Raw genomic sequence first — 23908 nt, forward strand, 5'->3', positions numbered from 1 at the left:
ACTAGCATTCCCCACGTTCAATTCTGAGCCCGACCGCTCGCGCCTGCGGCACCACGGCTGGCTTTTCAACCCGGATTGCCAGCCAGCGAATTGCAAATTCCTGCTGCAGGGCGGAGGCCAGACGTTCGATCAGGGACTCCAGCAGTTCAAACTGCTGTTGCTGGACAAAATTTTCTACAAACTCGGTAACAGCGGCGTAGTTCAACGCGAAAGCGAGATCATCAGTAGCAGCGGCCTGACGAATATCCCAGGCCATTTCGAGGTCAAACAGCAACGGCTGATGAACCTGTTTCTCCCACTCAAATACCCCGATTACGGCGTCTACTTTCAGGCCATTGATAAAAACCTTGTCCATAACCGTTACACCTGTTGTTCGGCCAGGGCTGGCAACTCCACCAGCGGCCAGCGCGGCACTACCTTCACTGCCAGATCAGCCTGTTGTTGAGCCAGCAAGCGGCGCGCTCCGGCATAGGCGATCATGGCACCGTTATCGGTACAGAATTCCGGCCTTGGATAGTACACCTCACCCTTGAGAGCGTGGGCAGTTTCACGCAATTGCTGACGCAATTTCTGGTTGGCACCCACACCACCGGCAATAATCATTCGATTTATACCGGTTTGTTGCATCGCACGTTTGCACTTAAGCGCCAAAGTATCCACTACCGCCGCCTGAAAACAGGCCGCTATGTCGGCCTTATCCTGTTCGGCCAGTACACCATCGACCGCCAGCTCGAGAATTTTGGTACGTACACAGGTTTTCAGACCACTGAAGCTGAAATCCAGCCCGGGACGGTCGGTCATTGGTCGCGGGAAATCAAAGCGCTTGTCATCCCCCTCATTAGCCAGCTTGCTCAGCGCCGGGCCACCGGGATACGGCAAGCCCATCATCTTGGCCGCCTTGTCAAAGGCTTCACCGGCAGCATCGTCGAGAGATTCGCCCAGCAGGGTGTATTCGCCAATCGCATCGACCTGTACCAGCTGGGTGTGGCCACCGGACACCAGCAAGGCGATAAATGGAAATTCAGGTGGTGTTTCTTCCAGCATCGGCGCCAGCAAGTGGCCTTCCATGTGGTGCACACCAATGGCAGGCAAGTCCAGCGACCAGGCCAGACTGCGGCCCATACAGGCGCCAACCAGCAGCGCTCCCACCAGCCCCGGGCCAGAGGTATAGGCAATGCCATCAAGATCGGCAGTGGTCATACCGGCATCGGCCAGTGCTTCCTTAATCAGTGGCAGCGCCTTGCGAACGTGGTCGCGTGAAGCCAGTTCCGGAACCACACCGCCGTACTCTGCGTGCACGGCAATCTGGGAATAGAGTCGATGCGACAGCAATCCCCGTTCGGTGTCATACACGGCAATACCTGTTTCATCACAGGAAGTTTCCAGCCCCAGAACTTTCATCGAATACCTATATAGATGGCCAAATAGATGACAAAATCACCCGTTCTGGCTCGCTTGCCTTACCCGCTGCAGCGTTTCCTGCACCGCTATAAAGGGATTCAATACCGTTATAACGGACCGGATTGCAGCCAAATGTGCCAAACCAACCAACCAAGCCGCCCATAATAAAGCCGGGTTGATCGAAAGCCAACCAAACCTGCCGATAAGGGCTTTGCAAAATCCAGACAAAGGATTTAGAATGCCCGCCCTCTAACTGGAGCCCGTCCCGTATAATCGGATCAGAGCGGTTCCAACCTAAGATTTCAGCTAAAACGTAGGTGATTGGATGCCAGCTGTTAAAGTTAAAGAAAACGAACCATTCGACGTAGCACTGCGTCGTTTCAAGCGCGCTTGTGAAAAAGCCGGTGTACTGTCTGAAGTACGTCGTCGCGAGCACTACGAAAAGCCAACCTGGATCCGTAAGCGCCAGGCTGCTGCTGCCGTTAAGCGTCACCTGAAGAAAGTACAGCGCGAACAGCGCAAGATGACTCGTCTGTACTGATCATTTTAAAGAATCCGGGATCAGGAGCGATCGATGAGTACTCTGGTTGAGCAGGTAAAGGCTTCCGTCAAGGACGCCATGCGCAACAAACAGAAAGAACGTCTGGGCACCCTGCGTTTGATTACCGCCGAATTCAAAAAGGTGGAAGTTGATGAGCGGGTTGAAGTAGACGATGCTCGCGCCCTCGCGATTCTTGACAAGATGACCAAACAACGTCGCGATTCCATTAGCCAGTACGCTGGTGCGGGACGCGACGATCTGGCAGCCGTTGAACAAGCCGAAATCGACGTGATCAGCGAATTCCTGCCAAAAGCCCTGAGCGATGAAGAGCTGAGCCAGCTCGTTGCTGATGCCATTGCACAATCCGGTGCTGCTTCAATGCAGGACATGGGCAACGTTATGGGCATCCTGAAACCACAGGTGCAAGGCCGCGCTGATATGGCGCACGTAAGCCGAATGGTGAAAGACCAGATCGGCTAAGCAACCGGCTGAACAGCACCGCCAGGGTTTCAAGAAAACGCCACTGCCTGTCAGTGGCGTTTTTGTTTTTACTGCACAGCCCTAAAATGCACAGCATCAAATTTCACCAGATCAGGTAACCAGGCTGAATGGCAGGCCGTATTCCGCAGTCCTTTATTGATGAGCTTTTGTCCCGGGTCGATGTCGTCGACGTGGTGGACAGTCGCGTCAAGCTGAAAAAGGCTGGCAAGAACTACTCTGCCTGTTGTCCGTTCCACAACGAAAGCACGCCCTCCTTCACCGTCAGCCGTGACAAGCAGTTTTATTATTGTTTTGGCTGTGGTGCATCCGGCACTGCGCTCAAATTCGTGATGGAATTCGACGGCCTCAACTTTCCTGATGCGGTCGAAAAACTGGCGGAATCCGTCGGCCTGAGCGTTCCCAAGGAACAGCAGAGTCGCCAGCTGATTGAACAGCAGAAAGAACAGGAACCCCTGTATCAGCGGATGCAGGAATCGGCCGAGTTCTTCAGCAAACAGCTGCGCCAGCATGAATCCCGCCAGCGTGCAGTGGACTACCTCAAGGGCCGTGGCCTGTCGGGTCAGGCGGCCAAGTTCTTTGGCATTGGCTACGCCCCGCCAGGCTGGGACAACCTGCAAAGCGAACTGGCTGACACGCCCGAACACACCAAACAGCTGGTCAGCTCCGGCATGCTGATCGAAAAAGAAGATGGCCGCACCTACGACCGCTTCCGGGATCGCATCATGTTCCCGATTCGCGATGTGCGCGGTCGTGTGATTGCTTTTGGCGGGAGAGTACTGGGCGACGAAAAACCCAAATATCTGAACTCGCCGGAAACCCCGGTATTCCAGAAAAACCGCGAGCTCTATGGTCTTTACGAAGCCCGCAAGATTCGTCAGAAACTGACCCGGGTACTGATCGTCGAAGGCTATATGGACGTCGTGGCACTGGCCGAATTCGGTATCCACTACGCGGTTGCCACCCTGGGGACCGCGACCAGCGAGCACCACCTGCGGCGACTGTTCAAAATGGTACCGGAAATCATCTTCTGTTTTGACGGCGACCAGGCTGGTCGGACTGCGGCAGCCCGTGCCATGGAAACGGTTTTACCAGTTCTCGAAGACGGATTGCAGGCCCGCTTCCTGTTTTTGCCCGATGGTGAAGACCCGGACACCCTGATCCGCAAAGAAGGAAAACAAGCCTTTGAAAATCGGCTGAACAAATCCCGCCATCTGCCCGAGTTCCTGTTTGATCACCTCAAGGAACAGGTTGATTTTGACACCCTCGATGGCAAGGCAAGACTGGACCAACTGGCCGCGCCCCTGATTTCCCGGATTCCCAAAGGCACCTTGCGTGACCTGATGGTGGCCGAGCTGGAACGTCAGATCGGCGTCCACAGCCGGGCCATGGACAAACTGGAACAACAGGCTGAACAAGCGCCGCTTGCTACGGTCGAAGCCGATTATCCGACGGCGATTCCAGCGTTTATGAACGATGAATTGCCCGATGATCCAGAACACCAGAGCAGTCAGATCGACAGTCGTCTGGCAGCGATGGTTGAACGGGCAATCAGCGCGCTGGTACGGCATCCATCGCTGGCCGACAAGCTTGAAGTGATCGAGGTAGAAGCCCAGACCGATCGCGAACGACTGCTGCTGGAAATGATCAAAAAGCTGAGCTCGTCACCTCAGGCCAGCAGTATCGGCTTGCTGATCCAATGGATCGGCACGCCGTATCACCCGGAACTGACCGCCATTGCCAATCAGGGCAACCACCAGATCAAACCGGTGCTGGCTGAAATCGAGCAAGTACTGCAGCGTCTGGCGACCCGCAGCACCGAAGCTGAATTTCGTCAGCTGCAAGCGCGCTTTGAAGACTCACAGCAGCGCAAGAACATGAGTGAAGACGACATTCGCAAACTAAAAGAACATCAGCGCCAGCGCCGCAATACCGTCGCTGGCCGTGGTGAGATTTATCTCAACAACCCGAAACAACGCTAGCCTGGCCAACCCTTAGCGGAACCGGACTCTCCTGTCTCTCGAGTGGAAATATTCCCGAACAGGACTTGAATAGCAGTTATTAACCCCAACATTACCGAGACGCAGCAGCAAAACCCGAAGTTATAAAAACGCACAGCCAACCCAGCCAAAAACGACCCGATCTGGTCACAAAATGTGCGGAACTGCCGCGCTGGGGACTGGCCTAAAAGTAGCCAAAAATATATACTTCAGCGCTTTTCTGCTACGCCTGATACCAACGGATCACAGGGCCCCTATGTCAGCGAATACCCAACAGTCCCGACTAAAAGAACTCATTGCCAAAGGTAAGGAGCAAGGTTACCTGACCTATGCCCAGGTCAATGACCACCTGCCAGACGACATTGCCAACCCGGATCAGGTTGAAGACATCATTCGCATGATTAACGATATCGGTATTCCGGTATCTGAAGTTGCGCCAGACGGCGAAGCCCTGTTCATGAACGATGCCGCCGACGAAGCCGCCGCTGAAGAAGCTGCTGCTGCGCTGGCATCGGTAGAAAGCGATGTTGGCCGTACTACCGACCCTGTGCGTATGTACATGCGCGAAATGGGTACCGTCGAACTGCTGACCCGTGAAGGCGAAATTGTTATCGCCAAGCGTATTGAAGAAGGCATCCGTGAAGTGATGTCAGCACTGGCCTACTATCCTGGTGCCGTGCAGACCATCCTGACTGCCTTTGCTGAAGCAGAAGACGATCCAAACCGTATTGGTGACATTTTCAACGGCTTTATCGACCCATCTGATGAAGATCCTGCACCAGGCCCACAAAGCGGTCCGGAAGCAGAAGCTGCGGCAGACGACAGCGATTCTGACAGCGACAGCGATGACGACGACAGTGATGACAGCGACAGCAACGAAGCTGAGTCCGGCCTCGACCTGGTTGAAGTAAACCGTCGCTTCCAGGAACTTGCCGATGCTTTCGCAGCTGCGCAGAAAGCAATCGCTGCCAACGGCCGTGCCAGTATCGACAGCGAAAACGCACTGTCGACCCTGGCTGATATCTTTGCACCAATCAAACTGTCGCCAAAATATTTCGACGCTCTGGTTACCCGTGCACGTGAATCCCTGGACACTATCCGCGCCCAGGAACGTCAGATCATGACCCTGATGACCCGCAAGTGCGGCATGGACCGTAAAGAGTTCATCAAGTACTTCCAGGGTAACGAAGTTAACAACGACTGGATCGAAGGCCTGATTGCTTCCAACAAGCCTTACTCCAAAAAGCTCGACACCTACAAACTGGAAATCTTCCGCGCCCAGAAGAAAATCATGGCCGTTGAAGACCGCGTTGGCCTGACCATTCCGGAAATCAAGGAAGTCAACCGTCGCGTATCCATTGGTGAAGCCCGCGCCCGTCGTGCCAAGAAAGAAATGGTTGAAGCTAACCTGCGTCTGGTTATCTCGATCGCCAAGAAGTACACCAACCGTGGTCTGCAATTCCTCGACCTGATCCAGGAAGGCAACATCGGCTTGATGAAAGCGGTAGACAAGTTCGAATACCGTCGTGGTTACAAGTTCTCCACCTACGCAACCTGGTGGATTCGTCAGGCGATCACCCGTTCGATCGCTGACCAGGCACGTACCATCCGTATTCCGGTTCACATGATTGAGACCATCAACAAGCTGAACCGTATTTCCCGTCAGATGCTGCAGGAGATGGGCCGCGAGCCGACTCCTGAAGAACTGGCAGAACGTATGGAAATGCCGGAAGACAAGATTCGCAAGGTGCTGAAAATCGCCAAAGAGCCAATCTCCATGGAAACCCCGATCGGTGACGATGAAGATTCACATCTGGGCGACTTCATTGAAGATACCCACTCCGAATCACCAATGGACACCGCCACCAACGACGGCCTGACCGAAGCTACCCGCTCCGTTCTGGCTGGCCTGACCGCGCGGGAAGCCAAGGTACTGCGGATGCGTTTTGGTATCGACATGAACACCGACCACACTCTGGAAGAAGTCGGCAAACAGTTCGACGTAACCCGTGAGCGTATCCGTCAGATCGAAGCCAAGGCACTGCGCAAACTGCGTCATCCAAGCCGCTCCGATCACCTGCGCAGCTTCATCGACGACTGATTTGTCGATCCAACCGCACTCTGAAGAAAAACCGGCCTTGCGCCGGTTTTTCTTTATCTATCATAGGGGTGGAACATAAACCTCATGGCGCTTATAATCAGCGACCGCTTCAGGAGGAGCCTTCCTCTGCCATCAGGTCCAACCTGATGAACGAAGCAAGGGGCCTGTAGCTCAGTTGGTTAGAGCACGCGACTCATAATCGCTAGGTCCACGGTTCAAGTCCGTGCAGGCCCACCACTTTCTCTGTTTCAATCTCCGAAAACCCTGACAAACAGATGTCGCTCTGAACCGGCTGATGGTTCATATAATCCGGCAGGCCTCCCTTTGCCGCCTTCCGGGACTCCTTCGCCGACTTGATGTAACAACTCTGCGTTGAGAATTCGTCGCCGAAAGGACTTTTTCTCCAGTGATTTCCCCATCAACAACTCAAAAGCATGTTGCAGCTGACTCAAGGTAAAAGGCCGCTCAAGTACATGAAGTGGCAATACACTATAGGCCGTCTTGTTCTTTAACCGCTCTCTCGCAAGTTCGATCAGCAACTGGTGATCAAATGCCAGCGACAGCTCTTTCAGCTCTTCCATCGGACACCAGATAGCCTCAGAAACAGTGTCGACAAAATCAGCTGTTGGTGCATAAGGAATCAGCGCCATATAGAGAGTGGTCACTGACCATCCTCTCGGGTCCCGGGACGCGTTACCCACTGTAGTCACCTGTTCCAGCAAAGGAGCATCCACACCGGTCTTGGCCACCAGCTTGCGGCGGGCGGTCGCTTCAATATCAGCGTCGATGTGCAGATCAACAAACCCACCAGGTAGCGCCCGACTGTGTTTGAAAGGATGCGCTGCACGCTCTACCAACAACACCTTCAATTGCCCGTTGTGCAGGGTAAAGATAGCGATATCAACTGAATACAGCGGGCTTTCGTAGTCTTTAATGTTGTACTGGTTTAGATACTGTCGCTCGGTTTCTTCCGTCATTTCAATTCCATTATTAACCTGGAGCTATGTCCGGTTGACTTTATTGGCTTAAAGCCAATAATATTTCAAAACACTCTAAAGATCACGAAACAGCAGGATAGACCTGCTTGTTTCCACCACGGCAAGGAGCTTGCTGTATGCAACCCGGTTTCGATTTCGCTGTTTTTATAGGCCGTTTTCAGCCTTTCCATTCTGGCCACCTGAAAGTTATTCAGTCTGGCCTGCAACAGGCAGACAAACTCATCGTTCTGATTGGCTCATCCTGGCAGGCCAGGAATCCACGCAATCCGTGGACGCACCTCGAACGTGAACAAATGATTCGGGGGTGCTTGTCTGAACAGGAAAATCAGCGTCTGATCTGCCTTCCCTTGATGGATGTCCCCTACAATGATGAGCTGTGGGTCAGAAATGTTCAAACGACGGTCTCCGGCATTGTTACCGCGCACCACACCACCCCGCACAAAGCCGCACGCATCGCCCTGATTGGCCACAAAAAGGATCAAACCGGTTTTTATTTAAATCTATTCCCTCACTGGAAAAGTATCGGCGTCGACAATTACCGCGAAATCAGTGCCACACCACTGAGAGAGCAATATTTTACCGAACAGCGAGATGCCGTTCTGGAGGCGTATTGCAGCGGAGGCAAACTCCCACAAAGCATGTTCCGCTGGCTCACAGACTTTGCCAGAGAAGCTCCGGCCTACCAGCAAATCTGTGAAGAAATTGCCTTCGTTAACCGTTACCGCAAGGCGTGGCAAGCAGCACCTTATGCCCCAACCTTTGTGACCGTCGATGCCGTCCTGGTGCAATCCGGCCATATCCTGCTGGTTGAACGAAAAGCCAGCCCGGGTAAAGGGTTGTGGGCCTTGCCGGGTGGATTTGTTGACCAGCAGGAGCGGCTGCTTGACGCCTGTCTTCGTGAACTGAGGGAAGAAACCCGCCTAAAGGTACCTGCTCCAGTGCTCAAAGGCTCGATTCGACGGCAGTCCGTCTATGATGATCCGTTCCGTTCATCACGTGGCCGAACCATCACCCATGCCTTTTACATTGAGCTGGAGCCCAGTAACAGTTTGCCCAAGGTACGAGGCAGCGATGACGCCAAACAGGCGCGCTGGGTGCCGCTTGGGGATATTCAGCCACAGGATCTGTTTGAGGATCACTACTTCATCATTCAGGATATGATCGGCGTGATTTGATGATGCAGTCCACATAATCCGGCAGTCGCCGGATTTTTTATTGACAATATAGTGGCACAAAGCCACTATATTGAAACGGCAACGGGAACCGCTGCCAGTAACCGATATCGACAGATATCCACACCAATGCAGCACAGGACAGACCCGTGCTGTTACATCCGACAGGAGGAGCTCCGTCATGACCAACCTGATTCTGAATACCGATTCCTATAAGACTTCCCACTACCTGCAGTACCCACCAGCCACAGAATATGTTTCCAGTTACATCGAATCCCGTGGCGGTGAATATGCGCAGACCCTCGTCTTTGGATTGCAGGCGTTTATCAAGCAATACCTGAGCAAGCCAATTAATCAGTCAGATATTGATGAGGCCGATGCCATTCTGACTGCCCACGGCGTGCCCTTTAACCGTGCTGGCTGGCAATACATTCTCGATAACTGCAATGGCTATTTGCCGCTGGAAATCCAGGCCGTCCCCGAAGGCATGTTACTGCCTACCCATCAGGTAATGATTCAGGTCGTCAACACTGACCCATACTGCGCCTGGTTAACCAGCTATATTGAAACGTCGCTGTTGCGTGCCATCTGGTATCCCACCACGGTCGCCAGCGTTGCCCGCGCATGCCGCGATATAATCAGCCGCTATCTTGAAGAAACTGCAGATAATCTCGATGGCTTGCCATTCAAGTTACACGACTTTGGTGCCCGGGGAGCCAGTTCCGAAGAGACCGCCGCACTTGGCGGTGCTGCTCACCTGGTCAGTTTTATGGGCACCGACAATCTGTCAGGAGTCATTGCAGCACGCCGTTACTACGCTGCTGATATGGCGGGATTTTCAATCCCTGCCGCCGAACACAGCACCATTACCAGCTGGGGCAAAAATGCCGAAGCCCAGGCGTACGCCAACATGCTGGACCAGTTCGGAGGAACCGGACGAGTACTGGCGGTTGTCAGTGATTCCTACGATCTCTGGAACGCCATCGATAATCTCTGGGGCGGCGAACTGAAAGAACAGGTTGAACGCATGGGCGGCACACTGGTCGTGCGGCCGGACTCTGGTGAACCCACTGAAATCGTACCCGAGGCTATCGAGCGCTTGATGGACCGTTTCGGCTATACCGTCAACACCAAAGGCTACCGGGTTCTGCCAGCTTGTATCCGACTGATTCAGGGGGATGGCGTCAGCGTAAGTTCGATTGAAGCGATTTTGCGGATACTCAAAGATCGCAAAATCAGCGCCGACAATATTGCCTTCGGTATGGGTGGCGAGCTGCTGCAAAAGATAAACCGGGACACCCAGAAATTTGCCATGAAAGCATCTGCCATCTGTGTGGCCGGCAACTGGAATGACGTCTACAAGGACCCGGTTACGGACCCAGGCAAACGTTCAAAACGCGGACGCCTTGCTCTGATCCAGTCAGAAGATGGCTACCAAACCATTCGCGAGGACCAGCTTGGTGGTCGCACCAACCTTTTACGTCCGGTATTCCGTAACGGCGAATTATTGATAAATGAATCGTTCGACGACGTTCGTAATCGGAGCTGATTCAGTCTCAAGCAGCGATCACCGAATAATCGCCAAACACTGTAATGATTGATCAGCCAGACCTGTCGGTGGTTCGCGATACTGCCGACAGGTTACTCGCCTCTGGAAAAACCCGGTAACTCACACCCGATACCGTCTCACCAGCTCAGACATCGCCGTTGCCAGTTCCTTCAGCCGTCGGATTTCTGCCGCTTCCCAGCCATCGCTGCTACGCCCCATCAGGCTAACGGCATTGCCGGAGCCCTGTTGCTGCCGTTCGATGGTGGTTTGGATTTTCTGGATGCCTTATTGGGTGTGACTGGCGAGCGCACGAACCCCATCAGCCATGCATGGCAAAACCGCGACAGGCTTTCAATAATCCGTGATCGTTTGCATAGCGATAAACATAAACCAGGTGCTGGATACACAGCAAGATTCTGACTACTACTGAATTTGTGGACAGCAGAAACAAAAAAGCCTACCCCGCGGGGTAGGCAAAGCTGGCAAACCAGCATGGATTTACACACAAAAAACGGACGAGCAATACAGACAGAATCAGAAGCTTTGACGCATGGAAATCAGGTAGATATTGGCACTGCCCCAATCCTGACGAGTGCCATTGATCACGGATTTACCATAGTCAACATGTTCGAATTCAAATCGAACCTGACGGGAATCAGTTACCTGATACAACGCCTGACCGAACCAGTTGGCATCCAGCTGACGCTGGGTTTCATCTTCATCTTCCCCGGTCGCAGCACCAAAATGCAGACCCAGCTCTTTGGTCATCTGATACTGGACAGATGCAGTCACACTATAACGGCCACTATCCTTGCCGGTATCACGATCTGAGGCACGATAAGCCAGGCCAAAATCAAGCGCATCGCTGGCCTGCAGTTTGGCGCCCAGCATCACCACGCTTGGTGCGGCAACGTCGACATTAGCGGCTTTCGCAGCATCACTTTCCTTGACGATGCTTTTGGCATACGCAGCATTGACGGTCAGGTTACCGAACGAACTGGCAGCACCAACCTGCACACCGGTAATACCGCTGTTGTTGTACAGATCACCATCGGCGTTGGCACGGTCATCATCGTTCACCTGCAGCGACACCGTGGCCGTGAAAGGACTGGCACTGTATGGGCCGCTGCCATAGGTGTAAGACACACTAGTGTCATTACGGAAGCCATAGGCCATGGAGCCAGGCAGCTGATCAGTGATGTAGTAGTAAGACGCATAACCATGCGATTCACTGCGGTTAGTGTTCCAGCCGTTGTAACCGTATAGCGGCGACCACTGGCTACCGACCTTGAAAGTATGGGGACCTTTCGACAACGCCAGCCAGCCCAGCCGGGTAGATAAAGCCTGACCGCCGTTATCAAGCACGTTGGCAGTAAATTCCATCCGGTAACTGCCTTTCCAGCCAGCGGCGACATCTTCTTCACCACGAATTCCCAGACGAGACTGCACATTGTTGGACTGTGAAAACTGTTTGCCATCCGGGTTACCGTTTGGCGAGAACTGGCCTTCAAAAATGTCAGAGCCGCCATTAATACCGGCTTCACTATATTTTTCCAGACCGATATCCACAAAACCATAGAAATTGATACTGGGTGTTGCATATGCGCTGGATATTGCCGAAGTCAGCATAGCGCTGGCAAAAACCACCTTCTTATAATTCATAACCACTCCACAGATATACAAGGGCTTATTTCGGGATTAAGAATCCCAAACAAGTAAATCCAGTATATTTATAGAATTCAAAAGCAGTCCAACAACATATTTACCGTACTAATAATAACAACCAGTAATAGATATTAAAATCTGCAACACCATCAACCAACAGAATCCAAACCTGAAATCAAATACAGCAAATATTATTTCTTTAAAATACGTCAATCAGGCCATTTTATAAATGACAGATATTATCCATTGTATATCGCTGTTTTTTCCATCGAGACTTCATTCATCAGCCATTCCTGAAAACGCTGAAAGGTAGACTCATTAGCCTTGCTGCCAAGATAGCTCATGTAATGCCGCTTCTGGGTCAACTCAACCTGATCAGCACAAGGGACCACCAATACCCCATCCGTCACCAGCTGGGAAACCAGATGATGCCACCCCAAAGCAACCCCTTGATGGCGTAACACCATACTCATCAGGGTATTGTAGTCATTGGCACTGAATAAATGAGACTGAATGACCTGCGAGCCATCCAGATCAGGAAAAAACGAAAACCAGACATCCCAGTCCAGATGCTCGGCGACCTGTGCCCGTCCATATGGGCTCAGATTAAGGCGACTGGTTGTAAAGATGCCATCCAGCGTGGATATATTCGGGTTCTCTTGCAGAAACTGCGGGGTGCAAACCGGATATATCAGATCGTGAAATAAAGGGACTGAATGATAACCTTCCCTCGGGTCTGCAGATTTATTGATAAATACATCCGGATACACCCCGGGTTCCATATGCAGGAAGTTTTCCGTGGTGATGACGTTAACGTCGATATCCGGATTACTTCTGAAAAAATCCGGTAAACGGCCAGATAACCAGAATGCCGAAAATGCCGGGGTACAACAAATGGTCAGCAGCTTTTTACGCTCATCCATATGTTGTATTCGTTCGGCGGCCTGGGCGATATTAACGAAAGACAAATAGGCAGCATCATAAAAAATAACCCCCGCCGGAGTCAGCTCAACCGTTCTGCCTTCGCGTTTGAAAAGCTGCACACCCAGATGGGTTTCGAGTTCACGAATCTGCCGACTGATAGCCGCCTGAGTCACACACAAAGCTTCGGCCGCACGGGTGAAGTTCTGGTATTTGGCTGCCGCAGTGAAGGATTTTACCGCTCGTAACGAAGGCATCTTCAGAAAGATTTTGTCCGGTTCCGCGTGGCGGCTCATATCAACTCTTGAGGTCATCTTGCAACATTCCTGAAAGCTAGTTCAGCCAACCTTAAGGGTCAAGGCGTTTTGTTCCCGTGGATATCAGCGGAATCCTACAGCACAGCCGCCAAACTCCCCTCGCATATGGCTGGGTGAACAACCATATTGGGATTTAAAAGCCCGGCTGAAATGAGTGATGCTGGTGAAGCCACTGGCAACCGCCACCTCACTGACGCTGTAACTGGTTTTCATGATCAGATCGCGCGCCTTTGCCAGGCGCAATTCCAGATAAAATTTCGCTGGACTGGTTTTCAGATGCTTGCTGAAAAGTCGTTCGATCTGGCGGCGAGACAGCTGGGTATAAGTGCTGATCTCCACCATCTCAAGTACTTCCTCGATGTTATTTTCCATCAGCTCGATTACCTGCATTAACGGCAAAGGCAGCCTCCCCATCGACTTTTGCAGCGGGATCGCCAGGGTATGATCGAGGTTGGAAAGCAGGATGGAGCCCACATCCTGCTTCAGCTTGATGCTGTGTAAATGCTCCAGCAGCTTCAGCATGCTGTTGATCGAACCATCCGGGCTGGCACAGCTGAAAATTTGCTGGTCCACCGTCGCTGGCAGATTGGAAAGCTGCACCTGGGGAAAATGCTCACGAATCAAAATCCGGCTGTCCGGATGAATCGCCAGAGCACCGGCATCGGTTAAACCGGCAGCCGCCAGGAAATAAGCGCCATTCCATAAGCCACCGGTTCTTGCACCTTGCTGATAACAGTGCTGAATCAGCCGGGTCAGTGCCGGATATTGCTTCAGCGGCGTCCGATAACCTCCACAAACAACCAGTACATCAATCTGATCGCTGTTGAGTGAATCAAGATCGTTATCAACCGTTAGCTCCACCCCCAGATCACTGCGAACCCTGCTGCCTTTCAGACAGCAGGTTTTCACCTCAAACATAGGCGCTGGCATCAACAGGTTGGCCGTCACCAATACATCAGCAGCGCCAGTAAAAGACACCATCGAAAAGTGTTCCAGCAACACAAACACCACTTTTTGGGTGCGTTCAAGCGCCGCCGTGGAAGGCTTGCCGAGACCCGCCGGCAGAGGTATCTGGCGGGTCATATCCGGGCTGGCTTTTGTCAGGGATGAATTGCGCAACATAATTGTTTCCTGCCGGACCTTGCCTGGCGGTACATGGATCTTCAGTCGATATAGCCAAACATACGAGGTAAATACAAAGCCAGCGGTGACCAGTAAGTAGTTACCAACATGACCGGTAAGGCCGCAAAAAACATAAAGAACATGGCTGGTCGCATCACCTTGGAAATCCCGACCTGACCGATACGGCAAGTCATGAACAGGATCGGCGCCATTGGCGGGCTGTTACAGCCAATCACCACACTGGTGCCAACGATGGCAGCAAACTGCACCGGCGACACACCAATGTCCTGCATCACGGGCAACAACAGCGGGCTGATAATCGCCACCACACTGACGTCATCCATGAACATACCCAGAAGAATCAGAAAAACGTTAACCAGTAACAGGATCAGAATCGGGCTCTGGAAAGTGTCCATCAGTACTTCGGTCAGCTCCTGCGGCACCCGCTCCAGCGTAAAGATACGGCTGGCAACAAAGGAGAACACCAGAATCACCATGATTACGCCGGTTGTTGCAGCAGCCTGGAGCAAACAGCGGAACATCGATTTCAGATCCAGCTCGCGATACACAAACAGGCCGACCGGAATGGCATAAACCACGGCAATGGCCGCTGCTTCAGTGGGAGTGAAAACACCGCCATAAATGCCGCCAAGAATAATGAAAGGTAAAAACAGAGCTGGTAATGCTTTCCAGCCAGTCTTGCGCACATCAGCCATACGTTCGGAAAATGTGAGGCTTTCAACCGCACTGTCTTCCTGCTTGCGAACCTTCAGCCAGTTGAGGAAGCACAGCATGATGATCAGCAGGATGCCCGGGCCAATCGTCGCCAGAAAACAGGCAGCTACCGACTGACGGGTCACCACCGCAAACAGAATCATGGTGATGCTGGGTGGAATCAGCAGTCCCAGCAGCGATGAAATACCCAGCAAGGCACTGGTGTACTCGCGCTTGTAGCCATGCCGCTCCATCGGCCCGATCATGATGGTGCCAATCGAGGCAACCGCCGCCGATGCAGTTCCGGAAATAGCCCCAAAGACCCCGCAGGCAACCACCATCGAAGACCCCATCCCGGCCCGTGAACGGCCAACCAGAGCTTCAACAAAGTTAACCAGTCGGGCAGCCATACCACCGGCCTGCATCAGATAACCTGTCATTACAAACAGGGGTAATGCAAGCAGAATCAATGAGTTAATCGACCAGAACCCGGTCGTCATCAGCGACGATACGTCAACATCGTAGACGTAGGACAGAACCAGGGTCATGGCCGCAAACGAGAACACAACCGGAACCCCGATCATCATCAGCAAAACCACAGCCGCAATGGCAAATAAAGCACCCATAACTTAACCTTCGATCTTTGTATCTTCAGCCATTTGGCTATGTTGGTCGTGATTGCCTTCGATAAACTCGAGCAGTTCGGTAACAAGGTCGCGCAGCAGATAAACGATAAACATCAAACTGGCGGCAAACAGGCTGGCCTGTGACAGGTACAGGGGAATCTGAAACACCGTGGTCGCCTGACCACGCTGGACGCCCCACGCCAGCAGATCAAATGACCACGTAGTAAAGAAAGCGGCCATCACCAATGAAATCGCAATGGCGAACAAATGAAAGCCATGCACGATTCTGGGGTTCTTGACGAACGTCTGAACAAAATCGGCTGACAGGTGGGAACGATCCCGCGAGGCCAGCACCGCCCCCAGCATGTACAGCCACACCGCGGCCAACAGGATCAGCTCCTCCAGACCAAACACCGGCTGATCAAGCAGCTCCCGGCTGAACACACCGAAGGCAACCATGGTTGCCACGGCAATACTGAGCAAAACAACCAGAGGATATATCAGCCGATATAACACCCAGTCGATAGCGGACAATACGGACAGGATTAAATGCATAAAAAACTCCTGTGATTCAAAAAAATATCCGACCTGGTCGGCCGGATATTCTATTTATCGGCACTTTTTATAATAGCCATGCTGGCCGTTATTCTGGTACCGAGGCATTAGCACGAATCTTGTCCATCAAATCCTTGCCCAGCTTTTCTTCTGCCTGTGGCCATACCTCTGCGCGCACCCGTTCAACCCAGTTATGCATCTGCTGTTTGTTCGGCACGATATATTTCATGCCGGACTTCTGGGCCGCCGCAATCCACTTTTCATCTTCGGTCCTGGCATTGGCAAACTGCAGCTCAATCACTTTCTGGGCAGCATCAGCAATGATTTTCTGATCTTCTGCATCCATCTCCTGCCAGTGATCCCAGTTCATTAGCAAGGCATAGGATGAGAAGTTATGGCTGGTCTGTACGTAATAATTAACCTGATCACGGAAGTACTCGTAATCGTAGTAAATAACGTTACCGGAATCGCCATCAACCACGCCGGTCTGGATCGAGGTGTAGACTTCTGACCAGTCAATCGGAACCGCCTGGAAGCCCATCGCGTTGATGGTTTGCGGCAGTGGGAAAACCGGTGTTGAACGAACCTTCATGCCCTGGGCATCTTCATAGCTCAAGGCATATTTTCCCTTGGTGGCAATACCGCCAAAACCTTCCGGATATGGGCCAAAATATTTCAGACCAATATCCTTGTATACAGGTTCAAGGATATTCTTGAGCCAGCCATTTTCGGTATAGGCGCTGAGAGCATCATTCCAGCCGAGCGTCAGATATGGAATATAGTTAACCGCCAGGCGATCATCATAAGAGGTTTGTGGCCAGGTCAACATCATATCGATATTGCCTTTTACCAACTGGTCAAACAGCTCTTGCTGGCCGCCCAGTTCGCCCTGATAAAAAACATTTACCTTGATACGGCCAGCAGAATCCTTCTTGATCAGATCCGCCCACATTTGCATCGATTTGCCGGAAGCTGAATCCCGGTCGCCAGACTCCAGCGCCAGCGTCAGCTTGAACTTGTCATTACTGGCTGCAGCTTCCATTGAAACGCTGACTCCCGCCAGCATGGCTAATCCGATGATGCAGGATTTATTGCGCAGTGTTTTATTTGTTGATTTCATTATATTTCCTACCAGTCTTTCAATTTAAACGAGGGTGGAATATCAACAGCATCAAGACTGATGATCGTTTTGCTATTATTATATTTTATATTTCTGATCACTTGTTGTTATCAAGTATATTTAGCAGCCCTTCAAACATCTAATAACATATATTCGACACTCTTGATAACTTCAGGTTATCATTCTCGCGAAGCCAGTATTCATGCAGGTTTCAGGACATCTGCTCTTATATATTTGATGATTTGCTGTCCTGTATTGTCCTGAATGTCTTCTATTTGCACGAATACTTTCAAGGTATCAATACAACACCAGCGCAGGTTATTTATATATTAAACTTCCAGTCCCGCCTGCCATTCTTTAATACGCATTACTGTATTCGCGCCAAACGATAAAAACGGTTCCGGCGGAAGCCTGCGCGGTTCAGCGGTTTGCATGAATTCGAGTAACTCCGGATTATTCGCATTACCGGCAGCCAGTTCCGCCGCCATCATACCGGCCAGGGTTCCTTTCACCGTACCCAGGCCATTCTGGCAACAGGCCGACCACAGCCGCTCGCCCACTTCCCCGAAAGCCGGTACCGAGTTCAGTGACAGACACAGACGCCCGCCCCAAAGGTACTCCATCTCAACACCTTTCAGCATTGGGAAACGACGCTCAAAAGACAGCTGCTGCATTTTGCGAGCACGGTTGAGATTGCCCTGACTGGCTTCCAGTGACTGATTCAGGGTGGCGTGGTTGCGAATAATCAGCCGATCACCGCTGCCCTGATAATTCGATATCTTGCGCACTGTCGTGCCCATCGGATCTGCAGGTAAAATTCCCCAGTCCTGTTCACCTCCGAGACGTTGTAATTCGTCCTGGCTGAGACGGCGAGTCATTGAGGCGTAGGTAAAAACATGCAGCAACCTGGATGGGTAAAAGCCAAATGACTGGATATGGCCATTCACCGCCATAATCACCCGCCGGGCCTTAACCTTGCCCTTTGGCGTGGTCAGGGTGTGCAGGCCGCTGGTCAGGTCAAGTTGCTGGACCGGGGTGTTTTCATGAATAACCACCCCCTTCCGTTCAACCAGCCCGGCCGCCGCCTGACGAATAAAACCGGCAGGCTGGATCATCACCACTCCCGGTGTAAACAGCCCGGTGTGATAAAACTCCGAACCGGTATATTCGATCATGTCAGCATGATCCATCAGCCGGTAGGGCTCGCCAATCGAGTCCAGATGTTGCCGATAGCTCTGGATATGACGCTGGCCTTTTGCCGTACAGGCCGCAGTGACCTTGCCAACAGCTGTCAGCGTACCTGCAGCAAAGCCATATTCTTCCGCCATCGCGCTGGCAAAACGAATCGCTGAGCGGTTCTGGCGGATCTGGCGAATGTCTGCATCATGGCTGCCAGCATAACTCTCAGAGTTGAGTTCATGCGGCAGGTCGATCATAAAACCACTGTTACGTCCGGCCGGTCCTTCCGCCAGCTGTGAAGCCTCCAACACCATGATGGACTCTCCATTCACCAGCTGGCTCAATCGCTGTGCCGCTGCCAGCCCGGCAAAACCACCACCAACAATAGCCCAGTCAACACTGACGTCCTGCTCCAGTGGAGCATAGCCAGCACGCACAGGAAGAATGCGATTCCAGGCGGCAGGCCCCGGGTCTCTGGGCAAACGACGCGCCTTGATTCTTGTGTTTTGCATCTTGTATTAGCCTGAAAAGTCGCTGCCGGAGAACATCGGCAGCGACAGACACTGATGGAGATTGTTGAGGTATCAGCCTGCGCTGAGGTCGACCCAGATCGTTTTTATTTCGGTGTACTGGTCATGGGCATGAATGGAGTTGTCGCGGCCGCCAAAACCGGACTGTTTATAACCACCAAACGGAGTGCTGATATCACCTTCACCGAAGCAGTTAACCGTTACGGTGCCAGCACGAATGGCCTGGGCGGCACGCAAGGACTTGCGGGCATTGGCGGTAAACACTGAGGCTGCCAGGCCGTATTCGGTATCGTTGGCGACAGCAATCGCTTCTTCGTAGGTCGACACTGTGATCACAGACAAAACCGGTCCAAAGATTTCTTCCCGGGCAATTTTGTCGGAGTTTTTGACGCCATCGACAACGGTGGGCTGGATGTACACGCCATCCATGGTTTCGCCACCGACTGGCACCTCGTAACCCACTTCACGAGCCAGCTCGAGATAACTGGCCACCTTGGCAAAGTGACCACTGTCGATCATCGCCCCCAACGCATTTGCCGGATTCAGCGGGTCACCGACCGTCCATTCGCTGGCGTAATGGCTGATACGTTCCAGCAACTCGTCCTTAATGCCTTTTTGAACGATCAAACGGGAACCGGCCGAGCAGTTTTCACCCATGTTCCAGAACGCCGCGGCACACACTTGCTGGGCAACTTCATCTAGTCGCTCGGCATCATCCAGTACAATGCAAGGGTTCTTGCCACCCAGCTCCAGCACCACCTTTTTCAGATTGGACTGGGCAGAATAATTCAGGAAACGACGGCCGGTCGCAGTTGAGCCTGTGAAGGTCACCATGTCGATATCCATGTGCAGACCAATTGGCTCACCCACCTCACGGCCACTGCCAGGCACAATATTCAGCACCCCCGCAGGCAAACCGGCAGCACTTGCCAGTTCAGCCACTTTCAGTGCCGTCAGAGTGGTTTGGGCCGCAGGCTTCAGTACCATGGTGCAACCGGCAGCCAGACAAGGCGCAATTTTCCAGGCCAGCATCAGCAGCGGGAAATTCCACGGCAGTACCGCCCCCACAACGCCAACCGGCTCGCGTACGATCATCGACATGGCACCAGGACCAACCGGGGCGGTCTGGTCGTAGATTTTATCGACCAGCTCGGCATGCCATTTCAGGGTGTGCACAAACTCGGGAATATCGATATTTTCGCAATCGCTAATGGGTTTGCCGGAATCGAGGCTTTCCATCACTGCCAGCTCATGGGCATTGGCTTCCACCAGCTCACACAGTTTCAGCAAAATGTCCTTGCGTTCATTCGGATGCAGTTTGCTCCAGCGGCCATCTTCAAACGCTTCGCGCGCCTTGCCGACGGCAAAATCAACATCCTCTGCATCACAGGCAGCGATATCTGCCAGCTTGTCACCCGTTGCCGGATTGGTTGAAACGAAGGTTTTGCCACTGGCAGCCGGACAGAACTGGCCATTGATAAACGCCTGATCAGGTAACTCAATGGTCTTGGCCAGCGCCTTGTATTCTTCGTAGGTCAGCATATCGGACATGGTATTAATCCTTTTCGATGAGCGGGAAAGCACGGCCTGACGAGCCCGCCAGACCGGCGAATGTTGGCAATCAGCCTGCAACGATCTCGGCAACCCGGTTTTTCAGCACCTGAATCACCTCAGCCAGAACCTGTTCTTCGGTAGCAGCCAGTCCCTGCAGCGGTGGGCGTACCAGACCGCCCTGACGACCAGCCAGGGAAACCCCGCTCTTGACGCTCTGGATAAACTTGCCGCCCTGCTCCAGCACATGCATCAGCGGCATCATGGCAGCCATGATTTTGCGGCCCTTGTTGAAATCGTTTTCAACAACACAAGCCTGATACAGGGCGATGTGTTCTGCTGGCAGGAAGTTGGAACCGGCACAAACCCAGCCTTTGGCACCCCAGGCAAAAAACTCCAGCGCCTGATCGTCCATGCCACACGCGGTTTGTAGCTCTGGATACTGGTTCAGCAGTAAATGCAGACGATTGATATCGCCAGAGCTTTCCTTGATCGCAACAAAGTTTTCGGAAGCATCAAACACACGTTCGAAAAACTCGGCTTCCATGTTGATACCCATACGATCCGGGTAGTTGTAGAGCATCACCGGCAGACCGGCAGCCTTATCGACCGCCAGTGCAAAATCAGCCAGTTCCTGCTGGGTTGGCAATGAATATGGTGGCGTACCGATGAGCACACAATCAGCACCGTTATCCGCAGCGGCGGCAGCCAGCTCAACCGAAACCCGGGGATCGGTCGAACCGGTACCAAAGATAATCTGGATATCCTTGCCAGCCACATCACGAGCCGTTTTCAGTAGTTGAATACGTTCCTGGATACTTTCCACATAATATTCACCCGTCGTTCCGCCGATCATCAAACCATGAACACCAGCACTGGCAAGATAGGCAACCTGCTGTGAATAGGCATCAAAATTGATTGACATATCTTCCGAGAACGGCGTGATAACTGGCGTGTAAATACCATTAAACAACATATTAAAGCCCTTAAAATATTTATCAAAATCCGGACTGGATATGACTTCTATATGACATCGAATGGTAAATACGATGATTAAAAACAAACAAACAACTTTTTAACAATGCTATTGAAAACTTCAGGTTATGATTGGAATTGGACGTCGCCAATCCCTGAAAAACCCTGATTACATGCGGGTTCAATGACAATCGGTGTTCATTGCTGGATTATTTTTCTTGCAGTTCAGTGGCTTGTAATGACACATAAACGCACGAACAGCTGCCATTTCAGACAATTTTCAGAGGCAACAACCGTTGTGATTTCCAGAATTTCCATGAGCGGTCATTTTTGTTTTTAACTGTTCACAACAAATGCTTGCTAAAGCAGGTCTTTTAAACCCGGATTTTTAAATACCATCTGCAATACCAACTCAGAACACCGATATTCATAAAGCATTAAGTAATCGGTTTAATACATGGGATAAGCAGACTCGATTATACAATTTGCGGCGTTATTCGCCCTGCGACGACCAATAGCGACAGCCAGCGTGGACAAGAGACCGGCGCTGCGTGCATAAAAATCAGCAACCAGCAAAGCCAATCCGGCACCAGCTGCCCACTGCCGTCAGGAGCGAGTTCATGACGTTTTTTGTACAAGCAACAGCCTTGGCCGTTCTCACCGTCTGGTCGATGCTGGCCTCAGCAGACGACACCAGGCTTTATTTGTTTACCAATCAGTACCCGCCCTACAACATGACCGTTGACGGTACTCCTTACGCCCACAAGGCCGAGGATATCGAAGGCATGTGCACCACCATTGTGAAACGGATGTTAGCCAACACCAGCATCGACTACACCATGAAGCTGCGTAACTGGAGTTTTGGTCTTGACCGGGTTGAACGTCTTAAAAACCACGGTATTTTTTGCACCATCCGCAGTGCCGAACGGGAACACATGTTCAAGTGGGTTGGCCCCATTACCTACATGACTGGTGCGCTGTTCGCGCGTCCAGACAGTGAAATCAAGCTGAAGTCGGTAGAAGACGCCAAAAAATACAAAATCGGCGGTCTGAAAGGCGACAGCTTTACCAACTTCTTCAAGGACAAGGGCTATAACCTGTCAATCGTTGCCGACGATCGTGAAAACCCCTACCTGCTTGAACAAGGCACCATCGACCTGTGGGTCTCGGATGTCCTCACAGGTCCGTATAAAGCTGCCGATACCACCAACATGGGGGAGGTAAAAAAGGTCATCAGCTTTATGAAAACCCCGGTGTACCTCGCCATGAATCCTGAAACACCGGACAGCATCATCAAGACCTTGCAAAAGCAGATCGACCTGCTCAGACAAAGCGGTGCCGTACAGCAAATCGAGGCAGGATTCGGAATCTGATGGATAGCCTGGCGACGCTCATTCTCACCGCAGGAAGGTCAGCCGTAGAGCTGTCACTGTTTGTATTGCTGCCCATTATGGTCGTCATGCTCAGCCTGATGTTATGGCTTGAGAGCCGTGGTCTGGTTTCCCTCCTGGCTGACCGCTTGGCACCCTTGCTGTTGCCGTTGGGTATCGCAGGTTTGGGGGTATTTGCGCTGATTCAGGAAATGTTCGTCAGCTCAACCGCCCCATTGGCAACCATTGCCCTGATGGCCAAGCGAAACGTTTCGCCCCGCCATCTGACAGCAACCCTGGCAATGGTAATGTCACTGGCACAGGCCAATGTGGTTTTCCCGCTTGCGGCAGCGGGCCTGCAAATTGGTAGCGTGATTGTTATTGCGATTGCTGGCGGCCTGGTTGCGGCAGCCATAACCTATCACCTGTTCGGTAGAAACCTGCCCGCGACAAGCCTGACAAGCTCACCGGACAGTGATGTGGATGACTATGATCGTCGCTTGCTGGCGATCATTCGCCGGGCTGGACAAGACGCCTGGAATATTACGATTGGTGCCATGCCGCTGCTGATTGTGACGCTGGTACTGGTGAGTTTGCTACGCGCTTCCGGTGCAATCGACTGGTTGGAAAGCCAGTGCTCATGGCTGTTTGAACTGATCGGTTTTCCCTCTGCAACCTTGCTATTGGCCATCACCAAATTTGTTGCAGGTGGTACCGCCGTGTTGGGGATATTGATGGAGCAGTATCAATCCGGTGAACTCAGCAGCCGTGACATCAACCTGCTGGCTGGGTTGCTGATTTCACCACTTGATCTGGCTGGCGTCGCGATTTTTGCCACCGCAGGCAAGCAAGTCGCTGCCGTCATCAAGGTGGCCGTGTTAGGCGCCATTGTCGGTATTCTGTTCCGGCTGGTGTGTCATGTCCTAATGTTTCATTAACATGGCCACGCCAATTAACTGGAAGGCCACTATGGCCTTCCGCTACAGCCTTAACAGGCAAAATA

At 52.2% G+C, this 23908-nt stretch carries 21 protein-coding genes and 1 tRNA gene; 10 read left to right on the forward strand and 12 right to left on the reverse strand.

Annotation, left to right across the window (positions count from 1 at the left end; genetic code table 11):
- Position 1: 1 nt before the first annotated feature.
- Entirely contained in the window at positions 2–355 is a 354-nt protein-coding gene (gene folB, locus K6123_RS19540; protein ID WP_221800858.1) for a dihydroneopterin aldolase, read from the reverse strand.
- 5 nt (positions 356–360) lie between these two features.
- Positions 361–1401: a tRNA (adenosine(37)-N6)-threonylcarbamoyltransferase complex transferase subunit TsaD gene (gene tsaD, locus K6123_RS19545; RefSeq protein WP_221800860.1), complete on the reverse strand. Its 1041-nt coding sequence runs from the start codon at positions 1399–1401 to the stop codon at positions 361–363.
- 325 nt (positions 1402–1726) lie between these two features.
- Between tsaD and rpsU the strand changes: the two genes are divergently transcribed.
- The 5 genes from rpsU (at position 1727) to K6123_RS19570 (ending at position 6778) form a co-directional block, all read left to right on the forward strand.
- Positions 1727–1942 (forward strand): 30S ribosomal protein S21, encoded by a 216-nt coding sequence (rpsU, locus tag K6123_RS19550; RefSeq protein ID WP_221800862.1) that lies wholly within the window; start codon positions 1727–1729, stop codon positions 1940–1942.
- Positions 1943–1975: 33 nt separating this feature from the next.
- Positions 1976–2422, forward strand: a complete 447-nt coding sequence (locus K6123_RS19555; RefSeq protein ID WP_221800864.1) for a GatB/YqeY domain-containing protein — start codon at positions 1976–1978, stop codon at positions 2420–2422.
- Positions 2423–2550: 128 nt separating this feature from the next.
- Positions 2551–4422: a DNA primase gene (gene dnaG / locus K6123_RS19560; RefSeq protein WP_221800866.1), complete on the forward strand. Its 1872-nt coding sequence runs from the start codon at positions 2551–2553 to the stop codon at positions 4420–4422.
- 274 nt (positions 4423–4696) lie between these two features.
- Positions 4697–6541, forward strand: coding sequence for an RNA polymerase sigma factor RpoD (rpoD, locus tag K6123_RS19565; RefSeq protein WP_221800868.1), 1845 nt, complete (start codon positions 4697–4699; stop codon positions 6539–6541).
- 160 nt (positions 6542–6701) lie between these two features.
- A tRNA-Ile gene (locus tag K6123_RS19570) sits at positions 6702–6778 on the forward strand.
- An 11-nt stretch (positions 6779–6789) separates the two neighbouring features.
- Here the strand turns inward: K6123_RS19570 and K6123_RS19575 are convergent.
- On the reverse strand, positions 6790–7518 hold the full coding sequence (locus tag K6123_RS19575) for an NUDIX hydrolase (RefSeq protein WP_221800870.1): 729 nt from the start codon (positions 7516–7518) through the stop codon (positions 6790–6792).
- A gap of 137 nt (positions 7519–7655) precedes the next feature.
- Here K6123_RS19575 and K6123_RS19580 point away from each other — a divergent pair, with 137 nt between their 5' ends.
- The 3 genes from K6123_RS19580 to K6123_RS19590 all read left to right on the forward strand — a co-directional run bounded on the left by K6123_RS19580 (position 7656) and on the right by K6123_RS19590 (position 10680).
- A complete protein-coding gene (locus K6123_RS19580; protein ID WP_221800872.1) occupies positions 7656–8714 on the forward strand; it encodes a bifunctional nicotinamide-nucleotide adenylyltransferase/Nudix hydroxylase in 1059 nt (352 codons plus the stop codon).
- A 178-nt stretch (positions 8715–8892) separates the two neighbouring features.
- Entirely contained in the window at positions 8893–10260 is a 1368-nt protein-coding gene (locus K6123_RS19585) for a nicotinate phosphoribosyltransferase (RefSeq protein ID WP_221800874.1), read from the forward strand.
- 246 nt (positions 10261–10506) lie between these two features.
- Complete coding sequence (locus tag K6123_RS19590; RefSeq protein ID WP_221800876.1) at positions 10507–10680, forward strand: hypothetical protein; 174 nt, start codon at positions 10507–10509, stop codon at positions 10678–10680.
- A gap of 114 nt (positions 10681–10794) precedes the next feature.
- Here the strand turns inward: K6123_RS19590 and K6123_RS19595 are convergent, their stop codons facing one another.
- The 9 genes from K6123_RS19595 to K6123_RS19635 form a co-directional block, all read right to left on the reverse strand.
- Positions 10795–11922, reverse strand: a complete 1128-nt coding sequence (locus K6123_RS19595; protein ID WP_221800878.1) for a porin — start codon at positions 11920–11922, stop codon at positions 10795–10797.
- A gap of 242 nt (positions 11923–12164) precedes the next feature.
- Positions 12165–13142, reverse strand: coding sequence for a LysR family transcriptional regulator (locus tag K6123_RS19600; RefSeq protein WP_221800880.1), 978 nt, complete (start codon positions 13140–13142; stop codon positions 12165–12167).
- 84 nt (positions 13143–13226) lie between these two features.
- A complete protein-coding gene (locus K6123_RS19605) occupies positions 13227–14285 on the reverse strand; it encodes a GlxA family transcriptional regulator (protein ID WP_221800882.1) in 1059 nt (352 codons plus the stop codon).
- Positions 14286–14326: 41 nt separating this feature from the next.
- Entirely contained in the window at positions 14327–15625 is a 1299-nt protein-coding gene (locus K6123_RS19610) for a TRAP transporter large permease (RefSeq protein ID WP_221800883.1), read from the reverse strand.
- A gap of 3 nt (positions 15626–15628) precedes the next feature.
- A complete protein-coding gene (locus K6123_RS19615; RefSeq protein ID WP_221800884.1) occupies positions 15629–16180 on the reverse strand; it encodes a TRAP transporter small permease in 552 nt (183 codons plus the stop codon).
- Positions 16181–16268: 88 nt separating this feature from the next.
- Complete coding sequence (gene dctP / locus K6123_RS19620; RefSeq protein WP_246624916.1) at positions 16269–17300, reverse strand: TRAP transporter substrate-binding protein DctP; 1032 nt, start codon at positions 17298–17300, stop codon at positions 16269–16271.
- Positions 17301–17629: 329 nt separating this feature from the next.
- Positions 17630–18991, reverse strand: coding sequence for an NAD(P)/FAD-dependent oxidoreductase (locus K6123_RS19625; RefSeq protein ID WP_221800885.1), 1362 nt, complete (start codon positions 18989–18991; stop codon positions 17630–17632).
- Between the two features lie 72 nt (positions 18992–19063).
- A complete protein-coding gene (locus tag K6123_RS19630; protein ID WP_221800886.1) occupies positions 19064–20560 on the reverse strand; it encodes an aldehyde dehydrogenase in 1497 nt (498 codons plus the stop codon).
- 70 nt (positions 20561–20630) lie between these two features.
- The gene (locus K6123_RS19635; RefSeq protein ID WP_221800887.1) at positions 20631–21536 is read right to left on the reverse strand and encodes a dihydrodipicolinate synthase family protein; all 906 of its coding nucleotides are present in this window, start codon (positions 21534–21536) and stop codon (positions 20631–20633) included.
- Positions 21537–22155: 619 nt separating this feature from the next.
- Here K6123_RS19635 and K6123_RS19640 point away from each other — a divergent pair.
- Both K6123_RS19640 and K6123_RS19645 read left to right on the forward strand, forming a co-directional pair.
- Positions 22156–22908: a substrate-binding periplasmic protein gene (locus tag K6123_RS19640; protein WP_221800888.1), complete on the forward strand. Its 753-nt coding sequence runs from the start codon at positions 22156–22158 to the stop codon at positions 22906–22908.
- Positions 22908–23843, forward strand: a complete 936-nt coding sequence (locus tag K6123_RS19645) for a nucleoside recognition family protein (RefSeq protein ID WP_221800889.1) — start codon at positions 22908–22910, stop codon at positions 23841–23843. Before K6123_RS19640 ends, K6123_RS19645 begins: the two co-directional genes overlap by 1 nt.
- Positions 23844–23908: the final 65 nt, after the last annotated feature.

It is taken from the genome of Oceanobacter mangrovi (assembly GCF_019740315.1).
Lineage (GTDB): Bacteria > Pseudomonadota > Gammaproteobacteria > Pseudomonadales > Oceanobacteraceae > Oceanobacter > Oceanobacter mangrovi.